Genomic DNA, 18,303 nt, shown 5'->3' with positions numbered 1-18,303 from the left:
GATTATTATGCGTTGGTGTTATTTGCTGCTTATTATTTGTCAATTGGGAATCAGTTCTGCCTTTGCAGCGAATCAACAGCAACGGCTAACCAGCTTAAGTGAGGAATTAAACATTCCCTTAAAAGATTTACAACAAGCCACTAAACAAGCCCAATTTCAGCAAGCGGTTATCGATGCTATCAGACGCCCTTGGGAAGCAAAACCTTGGTACCAATACCGTGATTTGTTCCTTACTAAAGAGCGTTTAGATGCTGGCCTAGCATTTTGGCAACAACATCAAAAAAGTTTAGCTAAAGCAGAGCAAGCGTTTCAAGTCCCCGCAGAAATCATCGTTGCGATCATTGGCGTGGAAACCTATTACGGTCGCCATAAAGGTACTTATTCAGTGCTCGATGCGCTGTATACGCTTGGCTTTCATTACCCCAAACGAGGCCAATTTTTCAGCAAAGAGTTTGGCTATTTTATCAAATTGGCGGAACAACAAGGCTGGGGCTTAGATGAGATTAAAGGCTCTTATGCTGGCGCAATGGGATTCGGACAATTCATTCCCTCAAGCTACTTGTATTATGGGGTCGACTTCGACCAAGACGGGCGTATCGACATGCTCAACAATCCCATCGATGCAATTGGCAGCGTCGCTAATTACTTTAGCCAACATCACTGGAAAATTAACCAACCCGTGGTCCATCCCGCGACAGCGAGTGCAGCCCAAGCCAAACCGTGGTTAAGTGAAGAATTAAAATTAATACATACTTGGCAACAACTCTCCCAAGCTGGCATTGCTAGTGACGACGACTTAAGCGCAGATAAAATGGTTAAGTTGCTACAATTAGAAGAAACTAATGGTTATAGCTATTGGCTCGCGGAACACAATTTTTATGTCATCACTCGTTATAACCGTAGTCCCCTCTATGCCATGGCGGTCTATCAATTTAGCCAACAACTCAAACAAGCAAAGGCGCAACTTGATGCGAATTAATCACACGATGATTAAGCTTTGCTTAAGCCTTGGTCTATTGAGCCTTCTTACGGCTTGTAGCTCATCTCCAAGCGACCAACGTTATGGGATCAGTCAAGATAAGGCCCCAGATAAGGCACCTGAGCTTGCCCACTTGGAAAACCCTGTGCCGCGGTTTGAGCCTTATAGCCGCCAAGGTAATCGAGACTATCGAGTACGTGGGAAAAACTATCAGGTTTGGCAGGATATTGAACAATATGAAGACACCGGTCTAGCATCTTGGTATGGTAAAAAATTTCATGGGCACCTCACCTCTAATGGTGAAATTTACGATATGTACAGTCTTTCCGCTGCCCACAAAAATCTTCCTCTACCAAGCTACGTGGAAGTCACCAACTTAAGCAACCAGCGCTCGGTAATTGTCCGGGTCAATGACCGTGGCCCCTTTTATGAACAGCGAATGATCGATCTCTCCTACGCAGCAGCCTACAAACTAGACATGCTCAAGGCGGGTACCGCCAAGGTAAAAATCAAGTTGCTTCGCTTCGATGATCAAAAAACCAGCCCCGAACCACAAAGCAGCCATCAAGCTCTGTATTTTATCCAACTATTGGCCAGTAAAAACAAACAACAAATCGAACAACATCAACGTCAACTCGACGGCCAAGGTGTAAGCACACAATTAATTTCTGAAAATGGTTGGCAAAAACTTAGAGCTGGACCTTACCAGGATGTCCTCAGCGCCGAGAAAAATTTAGCCCAAATTAAGCAAGGCCAATATAAAGACGCCTATATTATTCATCTAAAAGCAAACTAGTGGATTTAGCGTAGGAACTTACCAACAAGGCTTAAGTTTTGTTATAGTGATGTCCTTCCAAGTTTATTGACTAACAAGCCAAAGAGCCCAACATGATTAAAAATGTATTCCAGCGTGTTAGCTGCGCTTCCGCGCTTCTGATTGTCAGCAATGTGAGCCTTGCCGATGCTGCGCCACAAGTCATTCCAAATGCCCCTATCATTGCGGCAAAAGCTTATTATTTAGTCGACTTTGACTCAGGCACTGTACTCGCTGCCGAAAATGAGGAAAAAAGCCTCGCCCCAGCGAGCCTCACGAAAATAATGACCAGTTACATTATTGGTAAAGAAATAAAATCTGGAAAACTCGATCCGGATGGCATGGTAACCATCAGCGAAAAAGCTTGGTCAAAAAACTTCCCCGACTCTTCCAAAATGTTTATTGAAGTCGGCAAACAAGTTAAAGTCTCAGACCTCAATAAAGGCATTATTATCCAATCTGGAAACGATGCTTGTGTGGCAATGGCCGAGCATATTGCAGGTAGTGAAGACTCTTTCGCCAGCCTGATGAATTCTTGGGCCGCTCACCTAGGCATGGTAAATACTCACTACGTCAACAGCCATGGCCTAGATAACACCGAGCAATACTCTACCGCAAAAGATATTGCGATCCTTGCCAGCGCGGTAATCCGTGATACGCCGGATGAGTATGCAATTTATAAAGAAAAATCTTTTACCTACAACGGCATTACCCAACATAACCGCAATACCCTCCTCTGGGACAAGAGTATTAACGTTGATGGTATGAAAACTGGCCATACTTCGCACGCAGGCTATAGCTTAGTCTCTTCAGCGACCAATAACGGCATGCGCTTAGTCTCGGTTGTAATGGGAACTAATTCAGCAAAAGCCAGAGCCGCCGAAAGTAAAAAGTTACTCAATTGGGGATTCCGCTTCTTCGAAACGGTCAAACCTTACCAAGCGGGTGATAGTTTTGTAGAACAAACCGTATGGATGGCAGACCAAGACAGTGTTTCTTTGGGGGTTGACCAAAATATAGCATTAACGCTACCACGGGGTCAGGCGAGTAAACTACAAGCAAGTTTTGAACTAAAAGAAGAACTCAAAGCACCCTTAACAAAAGGGCAAAAAGTTGGGTCTGTATTTTTCCAAGTCGATGGTAAAGATGTCGCCGAATACCCCTTAGTGGTATTGCAAGACGTAGAACAGGGCGGTCTGTTTAAACGCCTAGTTGACTACATCAAACTATTTTTTGCTTCACTATTTTAATCATACAAGCGAAGGACTAGCTTGATAGAAGATAAAGCGATACGGAAATTTTAGGCAAACATCACAAAAACGCGTTAGAATAACGCGTTTTTATTTTAAGTTCGCTTCTTGAAAGCATCTAGAACGGTATCCTTAGGTCAGTTATGCAAACCAAATTTGATGAATATCTTGATTTTCCCTGCGATTTTACCTTTAAAATCATGGGAGTGAATAGCCACACATTAGAAGATGAAGTGCTTAGTGTGATTCAGAACTTAGCGCCTGGTGACTATAGCCCGCGAACTCGTCCAAGTAGCAAGGGAAACTACAAATCCATTACCTTAGTGGTAAAAGTCACGAGTAAGTTTCATATTGAAAGCCTTTACACCGAAATTGGTGCCATAGAAGACGTTCGACACGTATTATAAATGTCCAATCAGCAAATATTACAGGTTCGCCATTTAGGCCAGCAGGATTACCAAACGGTTTTCCAAGCCATGAAAGATTTCACCGAGCAACGTACTGAAGACTCGCTTGATCAGCTGTGGCTGGTAGAGCATGAGCCAGTGTTTACTCAAGGCCAAACCGGAAAACCCGAACACCTTTTAGCAAAGAGTGACATTCCAGTCATTCAAGCGGATCGCGGTGGACAAGTGACCTACCATGGGCCGGGTCAATTAGTTGCTTACCCCTTGCTGAATATTCGTCGTCGTAAACTTGGTGTACGCCAATTAGTTACCGCGATAGAACAAAGTATCATCGAAACCTTGGCTAGTTATCAAATCGAAGCTTATGCCAAGAAAGAGGCCCCTGGGGTCTATGTTCAACAGAAAAAAATCGCGTCTTTGGGTCTGCGGATCCGTCGAGGTTGTTCATTTCATGGCCTAGCGCTGAATGTAAATATGGATTTAAGTCCATTTTTACTGATTAACCCCTGCGGTTACGCTGGATTGGAGATGACCCAGATTGCCGATTTTCAACACTCAGCCAGTGTCGAGCAAGTGGCTGAGAAAATCACCGAGATTTTGGCACAACAACTTGGCTATAGCCAAATAGAATATCAACGAGGACAGCTCCCATTATGAGTGCAAAAAAAGTGCGATTGGAAGCCGGAGTAAAACTTCGTGATGCCGACAAAATGGCATTTATTCCGGTAAAAGTGATCCCTTCAGAGAAGGAAACCATGTTACGCAAGCCGGACTGGATGCGTATTAAATTGCCTTCAGATAGTACCCGAATCAATGAAATTAAAAGTGCAATGCGCAAGCATGACTTGCACTCGGTATGTGAAGAGGCTTCCTGTCCTAACCTAGCCGAATGCTTTAACCATGGCACGGCTACGTTCATGATCATGGGTGACATCTGTACTCGTCGCTGTCCCTTCTGCGATGTTGGTCATGGAAAACCACTGGCTTTAGATCAAGAAGAACCAGTAAAATTAGCTGCGACCATCGCCGATATGAAACTTCGCTATGTAGTGATTACTTCAGTTGATCGCGACGACTTACGGGATGGCGGCGCGGGCCACTTTGCCGAATGTGTGAAAGAAATTCGCAGCCGTAGTCCAAAGATTCAGATTGAAACTCTAGTCCCTGATTTTAAAGGCCGTATGGATAAGGCTCTAGAAATTTTAGATGGCAATCCCCCGGATGTGTTTAACCACAATCTAGAAACGGCGCCAGGCCTATATAAACAGGTTCGCCCTGGCTCAGATTATCAGTGGTCATTAACCTTGCTAAAACGCTTTAAAGAGCTTCATCCGAATATCCCCACCAAATCCGGGTTAATGATGGGTTTGGGTGAAACCAATGAAGAAATTCTGCAAGTAATGCAAGATTTACGTGACCATGGCGTCACCATGCTCACACTGGGACAATACTTGCAACCAAGTCGACATCACTTGCCCGTAGCCCGCTATGTGCCACCAGAAGAGTTTGACGAGCTTCGCAAACAAGCTGAAGCGATGGGCTTTACTCATGCGGCCTGTGGTCCTCTGGTACGTTCTAGCTACCATGCTGACCTACAAGCGAAAGGCATCGAAGTTAAATAGTCACCACTAGATTCCCCCGGAGAGTCATACTCTCCGGATCCCACATGCTTGCAACCTCAAATATCTACCCTAGCTCGCGCTGCCACATTTAACCGCAAGCTCCGACCCCTTCCCCAAAATGCTCGGTAATCTTAGCTTGGTAAATCCCGTTCATTCAAGGGCAGTTTAAACCGACAAAACCATCAAATAGATAATCGATATATTTCATTCACTAACACGATTGTGATCAATGGTTGAAATAACGGTTCAATTAATTTAAATAAATTGACAAAAAATTGAATGCGTTATTAATCTAGGAACAACTCATGACTTGGTAATTAAACCGCGAATATGCGAACGCTCACCGTTTTATCGCTTTTACTACCTCTTATTGCGCAAGCTGGTACTCAATATAACAATCAAGATGCACGCCGTTTAGAGGCGGTGAAGAGCTATGTGAATAACGTATTAACCGAAGCAAGAAGTCATTCAAATCGCAGTCCACTGCTCGCCGATGGCGTGAACACCATCACTCGAAAACCAGTCGAATGGATCTACCCAGATAAACACCGTGTGACTATTTCAAACTTTGCGAGCCAACAAAACTTCATGCGAACTTTAAATGGTCTCAGCGTAGTGACTGGCGATGATAAGTACCACCAAGCCGCAGAAAAAACTGCGCGATATTTTCTAGAAAATTATAGTCATGAAAATGGATTATTCTTTTGGGGAGGTCATCGTTTTATTAATCTGGATAGCTTGGAATTAGAAGGCCCTCAGAATAAAAACCAAGTTCATGAATTAAAAAATCACTTTCCTTATTATAGTTTTCTGCATCAAGTGGATGCGAAGGCAACTGAGAAATATATAAAAGCTTTTTGGAACGCTCACCTAGATAATTGGAAGAGGATGGATATGGGGCGTCATGGTCGATATTCAAAATCTTATAATGATAAAGTTTTTCAACGCAAGCTATCCGATGATATTGTCGAACCATCAAAACTGCCCGAGTTACCTCTCAGTAAAGGTCTAAGCTTTATCAATGCCGGCTCAGACCTTATCTACGCGGCCTATAAACTGACAGAGTTAGCCGAACCGAAGATTGCTGAAGGTGCCAATCACTGGGCTAAATTTTTACTAAAACAATATGAACTCGCCAGTAACCCAAAAACTGGAGCCCCTGTTTATCAATTTACATCACCGCGCCAACGAGAATCATCTCCCCCATCCGATAATGACACCAATTCTAAATATGGTGACCGTGCCCAACGCCAATTTGGTCCAGAATATGGTGCGATAGCCAAAGAAGGCAATGTCCTGTTCAAAGGCAATGCTAATTCGATAGCCATCAGCAGTGCCTTGGTCAAGCTTTACATTGCCGAAATACATCAAGACAGCGAAATCTTAAGCTGGGCGGTGAAAGACCTAAAAGGTTTTTATCGAGTGGCTTACGATGCCGAAAGAGGCCAATTTAAAGCGGTATTCAATGATGGTACTGATATCATGGGGATCCCATTAGTACGCGACGGTTACTACGGAAAAAAAGGCCGCATATTTCAAGCTCAAGTCATCGACAGTGAAAAGTATTTATTTCCCTTATTAAAGGCTTATCGTTTATCTGGCGACCAAGCGTTATGGGCCCTAGCACGCAACATGACAAAACATCTTGGATGGGGAGATATTGGCGAACCAAAAACAAAACCGAGCCAATTAAACTTAAACCTTAATAATCAAGATCCTAGCGGTATTTTCAGTGCCCTCGAAATGTACAAGATATCCTCTGACCAGCAATATCTCGAATTGGCGCGAGCAATTGGCAACAACATTCTTAAACATCGCTTTATTCGTGGATACTTCCTAAATCATCACGCTTTGCTTAATGCCAGAATTGATGCACTAGAGCCGCTAGCGTTAGTGGCCTTAGATGCAACTTTAAAAGGACAACCGCAGCAAATCCCAGAGTTTATTTCTGAGGGTGGTTATATTCACGGAGAATATTTAGGAAAATCTAGCACTTACGATAAACGTGAGATTTACAATAAAAAAATATAACTAACATATGGAGATCGAAATGAAAAAAACATTTTTACTAATTAGTGCCCTACTATGCTCAAGCTCAGCCTTTGCTAATCTAGAAATTGTCGATGTGAAGGCCAATAGCCACGATAAAGCCCACGTTGCGAAAAACGTACTTGATTCCAGCAAAAAAACTCGCTGGGCAAATAAAGGCGAATCGTGGATCCAATTTGAATTCGCAGGTGAGCAAAAACTCTCAAAGCTAGACCTATCAGTCTTCAAAGGAGATGAACGAAAAGCCAGTTTTAACTTAGAAGTATCAAGCGATGGTCAAAACTGGCAGAAAGTTTTTGAAGCGGTAAGTAGCGGAACCACCCGAGATTACGAACGCTATAATTTCGCACCAGTGACGGCTAAATTTGCACGGATCAATGGTTTTGGTACCGATGTATCCCAGAGCTGGACCGCCTTTTATGATATCCGTTTCCAATCCGATGATTCAGCTGCTGTTGAGTTTACAAAATAGTCTAAACGCTTAACCGTAAGGCCTGCGCCAAATCTTAACTTGGCGCAGGCTTCAGCAGCTTTCATACGCAACACTGAGACCAGTATCATTAAGAATGAAGCCAAACATCGGCCTCACTTGAGCGCCTTGTCGCTCCTTTGATAAACAAATCATAATAAAAATAGGCTTAATCAAACCAGCCTAAACAAATATTTGCAAGGTAATACAGCGCAGGAGAGTACATGGTTTAATGTTGACCCTTTATCGAGTCAACTTGAACAAAAATCGTACCCGGCCTTGAAAAATGTACTTATTATTTGGAATAAAGGAATGAAGAAAATAGTCAATGTGATGGTTTTAGGCGCCTTGCTGGCATTCTCTGGTTCAAGCCTTGCAAATTACTATGTGGTGAAGGTGACTGCGAATAGTCATGACCAAAATCATATCGCAACTAATGTTATCGACGGAAACAACAAAACCCGCTGGGCAAACAAAGGCGAATCATGGATAGATTTTGAATTCAACGTTCCTCAGGAGATAAACTCGGTAGATGTCATGATTTATAAGGGGAATGAACGTAAACAAAAATTTGCTTTGGAAACCTCCATGGATGGTAAAAAATGGCGACGTATCTTTAAAACCTGGACCAGTGGTAAGGTCAAAGATTTTGAACGTTATAATTTTACGCCCATTACTGCCAAATATGCTCGAATTATAGGCTTTGGAACAAACGTAGCCAGAACTTGGACGGCCTTTAGTGAAATTAGCTTCCATTCGGACTACAAGGTTGCAGCTCTATTTGAGAAATAAGCGAATTGATCACATCTAGGGATAAGTCAGGCGCTGTTTATCCCTGTGCTCATTGCACGCTTGTTTCAAACCCCTCAGCTCATCGCCTATAAATACAAATCAATTCGTTGGTATAAGGGTTCAAGGCTTTGCCGCGAGCCGACGTTTGGGGGTATCAAACAGCACCAGGTTAGCACTACCTTCTGTCAATTCGGACCAAGCGCTGACATTACACTCTAGGATAGCAAGACTCGCCGTCGGAAATTTAGGCAACTGTTGCGCCGTTAGGTATTCCAGCAACTGTTCCAAAGCCGGATTATGCCCAATCAGCGCAACATGATGGTAACGATCGGCGAAAGCTTGGATATGTAACAGTAGATCCGCCCAGCGACTGGTATATAAACTTGCCTCAATTGTGACATGCAGGTCGATTTCGATATACCGGTCACAGTGCAACTGACGTTGGGTTAACCAATATTCACAGCTTTGTTGAGCGCGGATCGCTGGTGAGCATTGCAGCAATTCAAGTCGAGCAAATGGCAACGCATAGTCACATGCCATCAATGCCGCAGCGGCTCTTCCTCGAGCACTCAAGGGACGTTCCCGATCGTTTATCCAAGGCTGTTGCCAACTCGATTTGGCATGACGAATTAACCATAAGTGACGCGCCATGAACTTCCCTTGAATAAATAAGCTAGCCCTCAGACTAGCTTCAATTGCTCATATTTAAGGCCGGACCAACATATCGCCAATCCCGACCCACTTGTAGCTGGTCAGTTCTTCCAAGCCCATCGGACCACGGGCATGTAGTTTCTGGGTGGATACCGCAACTTCAGCACCTAAACCAAACTGAGCACCATCGGTGAATCGCGTCGAAGCATTCACATACACCGCCGCCGAACCCGCAGCATTCACAAACCGTTCTACCGACTGCAGATTATTCGATAAAATAGCATCTGAATGACTCGCGTTGTGCTTTCGCATATGGGCGATAGCTTCATCCACATTGGCGACCACCTTCACGCCCAAGGTATAACTCAGCCATTCGGTGTCAAAATCACCCGCCTTAGCTAACTGTAAATCCTTAGCCGCAGCCAATCCGCTCATCGCATTGTCGGTGGCCACTAATTTCACCGAAGATTGGTTCATACACTCGGCTAATTGCGGCAATAACTCCGCGGCAATATTCTGATCCACCAATAAGGAATCTAAAGCATTACATGCTGATGGGCGCTGTACTTTGGCGTTTTCAATCACCTTGATCGCCGCAGCCAAGTCTACGCTGTTATCCACGTAAATATGACTAATGCCAAAACCACCAATAATCACTGGGATCGTACTATTCTCTTGGCACATTTTATGAAGCCCTGCGCCACCTCGCGGAATAATCATGTCAACATATTCATCTAAACGAAGTAATTCGGCGACTAATTCACGGTCTGGCTGTTCAATATATTGTACCGCAGCAGCAGGTAAGCCACTTTGTTGCAAGGCCGATTGGATCACTGCAACCAAGGCCATATTCGAGTGAAAAGTTTCTTTACCACCGCGTAAAATACTGGCGTTCCCCGTTTTTAAACATAAGGCGGCAATATCGATGGTCACATTAGGCCGAGCTTCATAAATCACCCCTACCACACCCAGTGGCACCCGGCGACGAGATAAACGTAAACCATTTTCTAGAACCCGGCAGTCCATCTCGCTACCCACCGGATCATTTAAAGAAATCACATTTCGAACATCATTGGCGATCCCAGCTAACCGTTCGCTATTTAACATTAAGCGATCCAGTAGAGCCTCAGACAAGCCTGCTTGACGAGCGGCCTCTAGGTCTACATTGTTGGCGGCTAAAATGCTGGCTTGCTGCGCTTCGAGTTGGCTGGCAATAGCAGCCAGTGCCTGATTTTTTTGACGAGTCGTTAATGTCGCCAGTTCAAAGCTCGCTTGTTTAGCTCGCTGGCCTAATTGCTGTAAACTCATTTATTCATCCTATTTCAGTACTAGGTCGTCACGGTGAACCGCCACCGACCCATAACCATAACCCAGAGTCTTATCGATTTGCTCTGAATGTAAGCCTTTTATTTGTTGCATATCTTTTGCCTGATAACGACAGATACCACGCGCGATCTCTAAACCGTCTGTATTCACCAAACTTATCACATCGCCCCGGTTAAACTCGCCTTTAACGATTATAATGCCTTTAGGTAATAGACTAGATCCTCGCTCGACAACGGCTTTACATGCCCCTCCATCGAGCACTAACTCACCATGGGGCGGCGGTCCAGCCAAGATCCACTGTTTGCGATGCTCCAGGGGCGTTGATATTGCCAAGAATCGGGTGCCAACACTCTCCCCTTGACTCATCCGGGTGATCACATTTTCACTATGCCCGGCAGCAATCACCACTTCAATGCCTGCACGACCAGCAATTTCCGCCGCTTGTAACTTAGTCGTCATACCACCAGTGCCCAAACCACTGATGCTATCGCCAGCGAGGGCGCGAATTGAAGCATCAATTTCGTGGACTTCTTCGATCAATTTTGCCTGAGGATTATTACGAGGGTCTGCAGTAAATAAACCGGGTTGATCCGTCAATAGCAGCAATTTATTGGCTTCGCCGAGGATTGCCGCCAAGGCCGAGAGGTTATCGTTATCACCGACCTTGATTTCGGCTGTGGCAACCGCATCATTTTCATTAATAATGGGCACGATACCATGCGCTAATAAAGCCTTCAGCATATCCTTCGCATTGAGAAAGCGCTCCCGATCTTCTAAATCGGCACGTGTTAGCAGCATTTGTCCGACATGCAGGCCGTAAATACTGAATAAACTTTCCCACACTTGAATCAGACGGGTCTGACCAACTGCCGCTAACATTTGTTTATTGGCGATAGTTGGTGCGATATTAGAATGGGTCAACGATAGATGCTCGCGTCCTGCGGCTATCGCACCGGAGGTGACAACGATAAGCTGATGACCAGCCTTGCGTAACAGGGAAAACTGACGAACCAGCTCTATCATATGGGCTCGATCGAGTTTAGCAGTGCCACCAGTAAGCACACTGGTCCCCAACTTAACAACAATAGTTTGCTTCGACATGGTAATTAATGATCCCAACTCGGGTAAAACGCAAAGCTTGTATTCTACCTGATAAAAACCTGACGCACAGACTCTGTGCGCCAATTTTATATAACTTTCTCGTTTAAGCTGCCGGGAGAGTCAAGTTCGGGGATAAGGAAGGAGCAGCACTCAGGGTGATACTAAATTTGTCCAGTTGGGTGACTAATTTTTGGTAGAAAACGTCTAAAGACTGTTGCACCTCTTGCAGATTTTTTTGCGGGATCGACATTTCTTGCCATTCACCTTGTTTGTCGTAGAGACCATACCAATAATGATATTCAAAGCCACTATCAACCAGCCGCAACTCCAGCCACCAACCAAAAAACTCTCGTTCTTCAGCTGCTGGCTTAGCGCTAACACATGAGGCTAGGCAATCAAAAAAATACTGTTCCTTTACGCTATGTTCCTTCCGATAATAAGGACCCATAGCCGTAAATGTTGAGCTTAACTTTCCATGGCTTGGCCAAGTCACTTCCATGCGCTTAATCTCTCCATAGTGATTATTGTCTAAATTATTACCTTACCATAATGACCACAACATAATGAAGTCACAAATGCTTTTGTAACCATTGCGTGACCTCCGTAAAGATTTGATTGTAATTTTGTAAGTAATCATGCTCTTTCATCATACTAACCTGACTGCTTTGAGAGGCAGCACCGAGCAGCGTAATATCTGCTTGCGGTGAGATTGGGTCGTTCTCTCGTCCAACAATATACATCGGCAGTTTGGTTCTAGCGCCACCTAAAATTCCCTGGGTCTTCAGTGACAAAGGCAGACAACGATAGAATAAGTTATCGCGATTCGCCGAGTTACCACCACTGCGGTTCGCTAAACAATCTCGATACATTTGCGGCATCGACTGAAAACGGGTGACATCGGTAAATAGTCGGTCGACTGGCGCACCAATCGTGACCACAGCTCTTAGGCGGTTACTAGCAAGAAAAGCCAAACGCGCCGCAACATTTCCAGCAAAACGATAACCCAAGATCCCCACTCTATCTTGATCCACCCAAGGAATTTCTGGCAAGTAGTCCAATACAGCCAGATGAATTCGGCTACTATCTTGCTGTAAGCGCCACGGTGAACAGAAACCAGCGCCGGGTAAATCTATACTTAACATCGCAATACCAGCAGGCGCTAAAAACCGTTCAAATATGGGATAGAGCTCAGTTTGTATGGTATCAAGTCCACCACTAACTAATACCACCGGTTTTATCGAATCGGTATCGGGCAGATGCAGATAACAGGCGACTTTCTTACCTTCGATGGGAATCTGCATGGTCTTGCAAACATATTCACTTTGTTGCATCGCCGAAGCAAAGTTATTGTAAGCTAAAGCTTGAGCCGAAGTGGCCAGATCATCCCCTTTAAAATGTGGATAAGCGGCAATCGTCGCGCTATAGCTAGCATTTAAAAACTGCTGGTAAGCTAATGATTTATCACCACCTTGCTCGGCTTTCTTGGCTTCCGTTTGATGACGCACGGCACGTTGCATCCACTCAAAATTCCAATTTCCTGGTTGATAGCCCCCCACCGTATCGAGTAATGCACTGGTACGAGGTTTATCACTTATCGCTATGTCGGCAAATAAGCGTTCGGTTTCAATCGGGTCTAAACCTAACCAAGCCCAATATTCACGACGTAACAAACGATACCAGTTACGTCCTTCTTGTTGTCCTTCCGCTGTAGAATCCTTCGCCAAAGTATTAGAAATTGCCGATGTTTCGAGCACATTGATCCGTGGTTTAAACAGCACTTCAGAGAGATTCTCTTTCACATTCGCAGGCCTAAATATTGATTAATGAAGAAAATATAACATAAAAAAAAGCCATCACGTTGTGATGGCTTTTTATAAAAAATACAAAATGACTAGAAAAATGCAAACTTTAGCAAGAATACTAGCGCCAGAACCCATACGCTAAGGGGAACTTCTTTATGGCGTCCAGCCAGTAATTTAATCACTGCGTAAGAAATAAAACCAACCGCTATACCATCGGCAATCGAGAAGGACAAGGGCATCAAGATTGCCACAATTGCAGCGGGTGCAGCCTCGGTCAAATCAGTCCAATCAACATTGACGAGACCCGATAACATCAAGATACAAACATAGAACAAGGCACCAGCAGTGGCATAGGCAGGAATCATCCCGGCCAGAGGAGAGAACAGCAATGCCAATACAAATAAGATCCCCACAACCACAGCAGTAAGACCAGTGCGTCCGCCAACTTCAACACCCGCTCCACTTTCAACGTAAGATGTGGTGCTTGACGTTCCCAATAGTGACCCGGTTACAGTGGCCGTTGAATCGGCCAACAACGCTTTTTTCAAATTAGGTAAGTGACCGTGTTCATCCAATAAGTTGCCACGCTGCGCAACCGCGGTAAGGGTTCCAGCTGTATCAAACAAGTCCACAAACAAAAATGCAAAAATAACACTGAGCATCGATATATCGAAGGCGCCCGCAATATCCAGTTGTAAGAAAGTAGGTGCTGGATTCGGTGGCATCGACATCACACCATGATACTGGCTATAACCCAGTACAATAGATAAAGCGGTAATCGCCAAAATGGAGATAAGTACACCACCTTTAACCTTGCGGTATTCTAAGCCAATAATCAGGAAGAAACCTAAAGCCGCTAAGATCATCTGATGCGGGTTTTGGTGACCTAAACTGATCAAAGTGGCTGAGTTATCCACCACGATGCCGGCATTTTGTAAGGCAATAAAACCGAGGAACAAACCAATACCCGCGGCAATACCAACCCGCAGTGTTTGTGGGATCGAGTTAATGATCCATTCACGAACTTTAAATAAGCTCAAACAAGTGAAAATACAACCCGAGAGAAATACCGCACCCAAGGCAACTTGCCAAGTGTGTCCCATACCAAGAACCACCCCGTAGGTGAAAAAGGCATTCAAGCCCATTCCCGGCGCTTGAGCAATCGGATAATTGGCATACAAGCCCATAATAAAGCAACCAATTGCGGCCGCTAAACAAGTCGCGACAAATACCGCTCCTTGATCCATCCCAGTGGCCGCTAACATGCTTGGGTTTACAAAGATAATGTAAGCCATTGTTAAAAAGGTAGTAATCCCAGCAATAACTTCAGTGCGCAGATCCGTACCATGCGCCTTTAATTTAAATAGTTTCTCTAACATCTCGATGTATGTTCCTTGGACAACAGGTATTTAATGGGCCGATACAGAGGACTCCGTTGTGCTAGTAGCGGCAATCGCGGGGCATTATATTCATGGCTCCAACAAGAAGCTACTGTATGTTCTCACCAAACTGAGCTAGATCAGTAAAAATCACCATTTTTTTCAACTTAGAACGTTAAGATAGCTGGATAAAATAGAAATACTTCGTTTATCTGCGTGATTTATCCCTTTTTAGTAGCGAGTTATCATGCTAACGGTCATCCAGATTCAACTTTTCTAGCCAATACGTATATATTCTAAACAAAAGCCAATAAGCAGACTTATATTAAAGTTTCCTTGCTGATAAAGTGAGTTAATTCTAAGAAAACAGATTTAAGGTAACATTGTGTCTACATTGTCTTCTCTATCACCCCAGCCGCTATGGCAGCACTTCGCAACAATTTGTTCTATTCCCCACCCCTCTAAACATGAACAAGCCATGATTGATTGGATACTTAGCTTAGCCCAGCAACACCAGCTAGAGCACTTCCAAGATGCCGTGGGGAATATCATTATCAAAAAACCAGCCACAGCAGGCATGGAAGATAGACAAGGAGTGATCCTACAAGCCCATCTAGACATGGTTCCCCAAGCGAACAATGATACCCAACACAACTTTGCCGAAGATCCGATTCAGCCCTATATCGATGGAGAATGGGTCACCGCCAAAGGCACCACATTAGGAGCAGATAATGGTATTGGTGGCGCCTCGATCTTAGCCATATTAACCAGTGACAAAATTGCCCACGGCCCCATTGAAGCTCTATTTACCATTGATGAAGAAGCGGGTATGACCGGCGCATTTGGCCTTGATGCTGGCCTATTAGAAGGTTCGCTGCTCATTAATACTGACTCCGAGCAAGAGGGGGAAGTATATATGGGCTGTGCCGGTGGCGGTGATACCAACATTACTTTTGCAGCAAACTATCAGCCAACCACCAACCAACAAGCCGCCATCGCGCTCAACATTAAAGGTTTAAAGGGAGGACACTCCGGTTGTGATATCGATAGCGGACGCGCTAACGCCAACAAACTGATGTTACGAGTGCTTGCGGCAATGCAACAACAAGGCTTAGAACCGATTTTATGCGATATTCAGGGCGGTAGTCTGCGTAACGCCATCCCACGCGAAGCCCGCTGTCAGCTGGTCTACGATGCGAGCCAAAAAACCGCCCTCATCGATTTAGTAGCACAACAGCGTCAAGCCATTGCCGATGAGTTTGGCAAAGTAGAAACCAATTTATGTATCGAACTCACCGAAATAACCACGCCACAACAAAGCTTTAGCGCGCGCCTATCAAGTCAAGTAATTGATAGCCTAAACGCCTGTAACAATGGTGTGGTGAGCATGAGCCAAGACATCGTCGGCGTAGTCGAAACCTCTCTGAACTTAGGTGTAATAAAACGCGATCAGCAAGGTAACATCGAGATCAAAATCTTAGTTCGCTCGCTCATCGACTCAAGCCGTCTCCAAGTGGAAGCCAGCATAGCCTCGTTGTTTAGCTTAACTGATGCCAAATTTAGCTTCTCTGGTGCTTATCCGGGTTGGAAACCAGAAACAGACTCGGTGCTCAAAACCGTTATTCAGGATAGCTACCAACAGCTATTTGGTGAATGCCCGAAAGTGATGGTTATCCATGCGGGCTTGGAATGTGGCTTATTTAAATCGGCCTACCCTCAGTGGGATATGGCCTCCTTTGGCCCCACCATTAAATTTCCGCATAGCCCCGATGAAAAAGTAGAAATTGCAGCGGTCGAAAAATACTGGCAATTACTGCTCAGCACCCTAAAAAATATTCCGGCCAAAGCCTAAATCATCTCCAAGCCAGCAAAGTATGCTGGCTTTGCCTCATCAAATTTATAAGCCCTCAATTAAATTGATAAAAAAGTCATTATTAGTATTTTAATTCTGTTATCATGCGCCCCGCAAAAATCCAAGTCAAAAACCGAGTAGAAGGAACTCATCATGTCTGACGATCTTGTCAAAAATAACGATGCAGCCAAAAGCGTTAAGAAAATAGCCAGTGAATTTGAATTTAATTACAAATTCATTGTGGGTCTGGTTGCACTGGCGGCTTTAATTTATACCCTCAGTAATTCGTTTTTCTACGCAGAGCCCGGCTATATCTATCATGTACGTACGGTCACCGGTAATGAAGCGGTTGTCACCGAGGTCGGTTATAAATTTTATCCCTTTGGTCGTTATAATTCCTGGAAGCGTTCAATGACGGTACAAGCGCTTACTGGTGCCTCAGCAAACCCAATCCGTGCAGAGAAAGATTCGGATAATTCCTCAGCTAGTTTACCGCCGATGAGCATCATGTTTCTTGACCAAGTAGACGCCCATGCTGAGGCGACAGTGCGCTTTTCAATTCCCTCTGACCATGACTCCTTTTTAAAATTAGCCCACGAATTTAGATCCCCTGAAAACCTGCTACGTACAGCGCTGATCCCGGCGTTTAAAGAAACTCTGCAGGCCAATGCTTCGCTGATGGCCGCAGAAGAATATTATGCTGGCGGACGAACCGAATTTAATTCTGAGTTTGAAAATCAAATGAGCAGTGGGATCTTATTGGTGAAGCGCGAAGAAATTACCATTCATTCTAAACAAGCCACCAGCGGCAGTGCTAATGCTGCGCTAGGCAAAGATCAGCAAGAATATGGCGATGACAGTAAAACAGTGTTTGTAGTAAATAAAGTTCTAGATAGCAACGGACAACCGCGCCGAAAATCGCAACGCTTCCTCGACTTTGGGGTCACCGTGGTATCCGCCTTGGTCACAGATATGCGTCCTAACGCCAAATTTATCGAACGAATGCAGTTAAAACAAAAGGCTTCGGCAGACCGCGCGATTGCCAGAGAACAACGAGTGCAGGAAGAAGAGCAGCGCTTACTCGCAATTGCCCGAGGTGAGCGAGAAGTGGCAGAGCGTCAAGCCAAAGCGAAAGTAGAACAGATCCAAAAAACCACAGAAGCACAAACCGACAAACAACTTGCGATCACCAACGCTGAAAAAATGAAGGCACAAGCCGAGATTTCCAAAGAAACCGCAGAAATTGACCTGGAAAAAGCCCGCATCGAAGCCGAAACTAAAAGAACGTTAGCGGAAGCAGAAGCCTACCAAAAACGGGTCATTCTGGAAGCTGATAACGCGCTTGCTCAAAAACTCGAAGCTGAAGTGAAAATTCAAAGCTTGTGGGCCGATGCTTTTGCCAAACGCAATGTACCCACCAACGTATTTGGCGCGGGGAGTGCGGCAACACCAGCAGGCAGCGATTCAGAAACTCGAGCGTTTATGCAAATGCTCACCTTAGATGCAGCAAAACGCCTCAGCTACGACCGAGAAATCAACAAATAAGTTCTATCCTGATAGCTCTCTAGTGATAACTTTTGCAAGCGCTTGTTGTTAATTGATCCGATGAAATGTAGTTACCGACATAACTCATGGACCAAGCTCAAATCGATGAACAAGCAGCACAGCTGAAGGGTTCGCCTAAGCCCCATTTAATTGCGCCGCATTTAAATGGGTCTCCCTCGAATAAAAATCAATCATAGTTTTAGTTACAATTTGAAATTTTTTAATATGTCTCAAAACTTATCAATAGTTTGGTAGTGAATGGATT

At 44.6% G+C, this 18,303-nt stretch carries 17 protein-coding genes; 11 read left to right on the top strand and 6 right to left on the bottom strand.

Going from position 1 to position 18,303, the window contains the following annotated elements:
- Positions 1-7 precede the first annotated feature (7 nt).
- The 9 genes from mltB (at position 8) to ACRRS1_RS07800 (ending at position 8,382) form a co-directional block, all read left to right on the top strand.
- Positions 8-979: a lytic murein transglycosylase B gene (gene mltB / locus ACRRS1_RS07840; RefSeq protein WP_432468057.1), complete on the top strand. Its 972-nt coding sequence runs from the start codon at positions 8-10 to the stop codon at positions 977-979.
- Positions 969-1,775 (top strand): septal ring lytic transglycosylase RlpA family protein, encoded by an 807-nt coding sequence (locus tag ACRRS1_RS07835; RefSeq protein WP_432453718.1) that lies wholly within the window; start codon positions 969-971, stop codon positions 1,773-1,775. Before mltB ends, ACRRS1_RS07835 begins: the two co-directional genes overlap by 11 nt.
- A gap of 92 nt (positions 1,776-1,867) precedes the next feature.
- Complete coding sequence (locus ACRRS1_RS07830) at positions 1,868-3,043, top strand: serine hydrolase (RefSeq protein ID WP_432453719.1); 1,176 nt, start codon at positions 1,868-1,870, stop codon at positions 3,041-3,043.
- 143 nt (positions 3,044-3,186) lie between these two features.
- Positions 3,187-3,450 carry a DUF493 family protein YbeD gene (ybeD, locus tag ACRRS1_RS07825; RefSeq protein ID WP_432453720.1) on the top strand — a complete coding sequence of 88 codons (264 nt, stop codon included), beginning with the start codon at positions 3,187-3,189 and terminating at the stop codon, positions 3,448-3,450.
- Positions 3,451-4,107 carry a lipoyl(octanoyl) transferase LipB gene (lipB, locus tag ACRRS1_RS07820; RefSeq protein WP_432453721.1) on the top strand — a complete coding sequence of 219 codons (657 nt, stop codon included), beginning with the start codon at positions 3,451-3,453 and terminating at the stop codon, positions 4,105-4,107. It abuts the gene before it with no gap.
- Positions 4,104-5,072: a lipoyl synthase gene (lipA, locus tag ACRRS1_RS07815; RefSeq protein WP_432453722.1), complete on the top strand. Its 969-nt coding sequence runs from the start codon at positions 4,104-4,106 to the stop codon at positions 5,070-5,072. The genes lipB and lipA overlap by 4 nt, the downstream gene beginning before the upstream one ends.
- A gap of 330 nt (positions 5,073-5,402) precedes the next feature.
- Entirely contained in the window at positions 5,403-7,103 is a 1,701-nt protein-coding gene (locus ACRRS1_RS07810) for a hypothetical protein (protein WP_432459051.1), read from the top strand.
- 19 nt (positions 7,104-7,122) lie between these two features.
- A complete protein-coding gene (locus ACRRS1_RS07805; protein WP_432453724.1) occupies positions 7,123-7,593 on the top strand; it encodes a discoidin domain-containing protein in 471 nt (156 codons plus the stop codon).
- Between the two features lie 309 nt (positions 7,594-7,902).
- Positions 7,903-8,382: a discoidin domain-containing protein gene (locus ACRRS1_RS07800; RefSeq protein ID WP_432453725.1), complete on the top strand. Its 480-nt coding sequence runs from the start codon at positions 7,903-7,905 to the stop codon at positions 8,380-8,382.
- Positions 8,383-8,502: 120 nt separating this feature from the next.
- Here ACRRS1_RS07800 and ACRRS1_RS07795 read toward each other — a convergent pair whose 3' ends face one another.
- The 6 genes from ACRRS1_RS07795 to ACRRS1_RS07770 all read right to left on the bottom strand — a co-directional run bounded on the left by ACRRS1_RS07795 (position 8,503) and on the right by ACRRS1_RS07770 (position 14,641).
- Positions 8,503-9,033: a SixA phosphatase family protein gene (locus ACRRS1_RS07795; protein ID WP_432453726.1), complete on the bottom strand. Its 531-nt coding sequence runs from the start codon at positions 9,031-9,033 to the stop codon at positions 8,503-8,505.
- A 54-nt stretch (positions 9,034-9,087) separates the two neighbouring features.
- Positions 9,088-10,341 (bottom strand): glutamate-5-semialdehyde dehydrogenase, encoded by a 1,254-nt coding sequence (locus tag ACRRS1_RS07790; RefSeq protein WP_432453727.1) that lies wholly within the window; start codon positions 10,339-10,341, stop codon positions 9,088-9,090.
- Between the two features lie 9 nt (positions 10,342-10,350).
- The gene (gene proB, locus ACRRS1_RS07785; RefSeq protein WP_432468058.1) at positions 10,351-11,460 is read right to left on the bottom strand and encodes a glutamate 5-kinase; all 1,110 of its coding nucleotides are present in this window, start codon (positions 11,458-11,460) and stop codon (positions 10,351-10,353) included.
- A 103-nt stretch (positions 11,461-11,563) separates the two neighbouring features.
- Complete coding sequence (crl, locus tag ACRRS1_RS07780; RefSeq protein WP_432453729.1) at positions 11,564-11,959, bottom strand: sigma factor-binding protein Crl; 396 nt, start codon at positions 11,957-11,959, stop codon at positions 11,564-11,566.
- Between the two features lie 70 nt (positions 11,960-12,029).
- Positions 12,030-13,259 carry an alpha/beta hydrolase gene (locus tag ACRRS1_RS07775; protein WP_432453730.1) on the bottom strand — a complete coding sequence of 410 codons (1,230 nt, stop codon included), beginning with the start codon at positions 13,257-13,259 and terminating at the stop codon, positions 12,030-12,032.
- A gap of 92 nt (positions 13,260-13,351) precedes the next feature.
- Complete coding sequence (locus tag ACRRS1_RS07770; protein ID WP_432453731.1) at positions 13,352-14,641, bottom strand: NCS2 family permease; 1,290 nt, start codon at positions 14,639-14,641, stop codon at positions 13,352-13,354.
- A 385-nt stretch (positions 14,642-15,026) separates the two neighbouring features.
- Here ACRRS1_RS07770 and ACRRS1_RS07765 point away from each other — a divergent pair, with 385 nt between their 5' ends.
- Positions 15,027-16,493 carry an aminoacyl-histidine dipeptidase gene (locus ACRRS1_RS07765; RefSeq protein ID WP_432462908.1) on the top strand — a complete coding sequence of 489 codons (1,467 nt, stop codon included), beginning with the start codon at positions 15,027-15,029 and terminating at the stop codon, positions 16,491-16,493.
- 153 nt (positions 16,494-16,646) lie between these two features.
- Positions 16,647-18,038 carry an SPFH domain-containing protein gene (locus ACRRS1_RS07760; RefSeq protein WP_432468059.1) on the top strand — a complete coding sequence of 464 codons (1,392 nt, stop codon included), beginning with the start codon at positions 16,647-16,649 and terminating at the stop codon, positions 18,036-18,038.
- The last annotated feature ends 265 nt before the right edge of the window (positions 18,039-18,303 follow it).

The organism is Agarivorans sp. Z349TD_8, assembly GCF_050870825.2.
GTDB lineage: Bacteria > Pseudomonadota > Gammaproteobacteria > Enterobacterales > Celerinatantimonadaceae > Agarivorans.
The sequence above is the reverse complement of the archived record's forward strand: the minus strand, read 5'-3'. Positions and strand labels throughout refer to the sequence as shown.

Coding starts and splice junctions, on each gene's coding strand:
- mltB (WP_432468057.1), top strand. CDS start 8: ATGCGTTGGTGTTATTTGCTGCTTATTATTTGTCAATTGGGAATCAGT.
- ACRRS1_RS07835 (WP_432453718.1), top strand. CDS start 969: ATGCGAATTAATCACACGATGATTAAGCTTTGCTTAAGCCTTGGTCTA.
- ACRRS1_RS07830 (WP_432453719.1), top strand. CDS start 1,868: ATGATTAAAAATGTATTCCAGCGTGTTAGCTGCGCTTCCGCGCTTCTG.
- ybeD (WP_432453720.1), top strand. CDS start 3,187: ATGCAAACCAAATTTGATGAATATCTTGATTTTCCCTGCGATTTTACC.
- lipB (WP_432453721.1), top strand. CDS start 3,451: ATGTCCAATCAGCAAATATTACAGGTTCGCCATTTAGGCCAGCAGGAT.
- lipA (WP_432453722.1), top strand. CDS start 4,104: ATGAGTGCAAAAAAAGTGCGATTGGAAGCCGGAGTAAAACTTCGTGAT.
- ACRRS1_RS07810 (WP_432459051.1), top strand. CDS start 5,403: ATGCGAACGCTCACCGTTTTATCGCTTTTACTACCTCTTATTGCGCAA.
- ACRRS1_RS07805 (WP_432453724.1), top strand. CDS start 7,123: ATGAAAAAAACATTTTTACTAATTAGTGCCCTACTATGCTCAAGCTCA.
- ACRRS1_RS07800 (WP_432453725.1), top strand. CDS start 7,903: ATGAAGAAAATAGTCAATGTGATGGTTTTAGGCGCCTTGCTGGCATTC.
- ACRRS1_RS07795 (WP_432453726.1), bottom strand. CDS start 9,033: ATGGCGCGTCACTTATGGTTAATTCGTCATGCCAAATCGAGTTGGCAA.
- ACRRS1_RS07790 (WP_432453727.1), bottom strand. CDS start 10,341: ATGAGTTTACAGCAATTAGGCCAGCGAGCTAAACAAGCGAGCTTTGAA.
- proB (WP_432468058.1), bottom strand. CDS start 11,460: ATGTCGAAGCAAACTATTGTTGTTAAGTTGGGGACCAGTGTGCTTACT.
- crl (WP_432453729.1), bottom strand. CDS start 11,959: ATGGAAGTGACTTGGCCAAGCCATGGAAAGTTAAGCTCAACATTTACG.
- ACRRS1_RS07770 (WP_432453731.1), bottom strand. CDS start 14,641: ATGTTAGAGAAACTATTTAAATTAAAGGCGCATGGTACGGATCTGCGC.
- ACRRS1_RS07760 (WP_432468059.1), top strand. CDS start 16,647: ATGTCTGACGATCTTGTCAAAAATAACGATGCAGCCAAAAGCGTTAAG.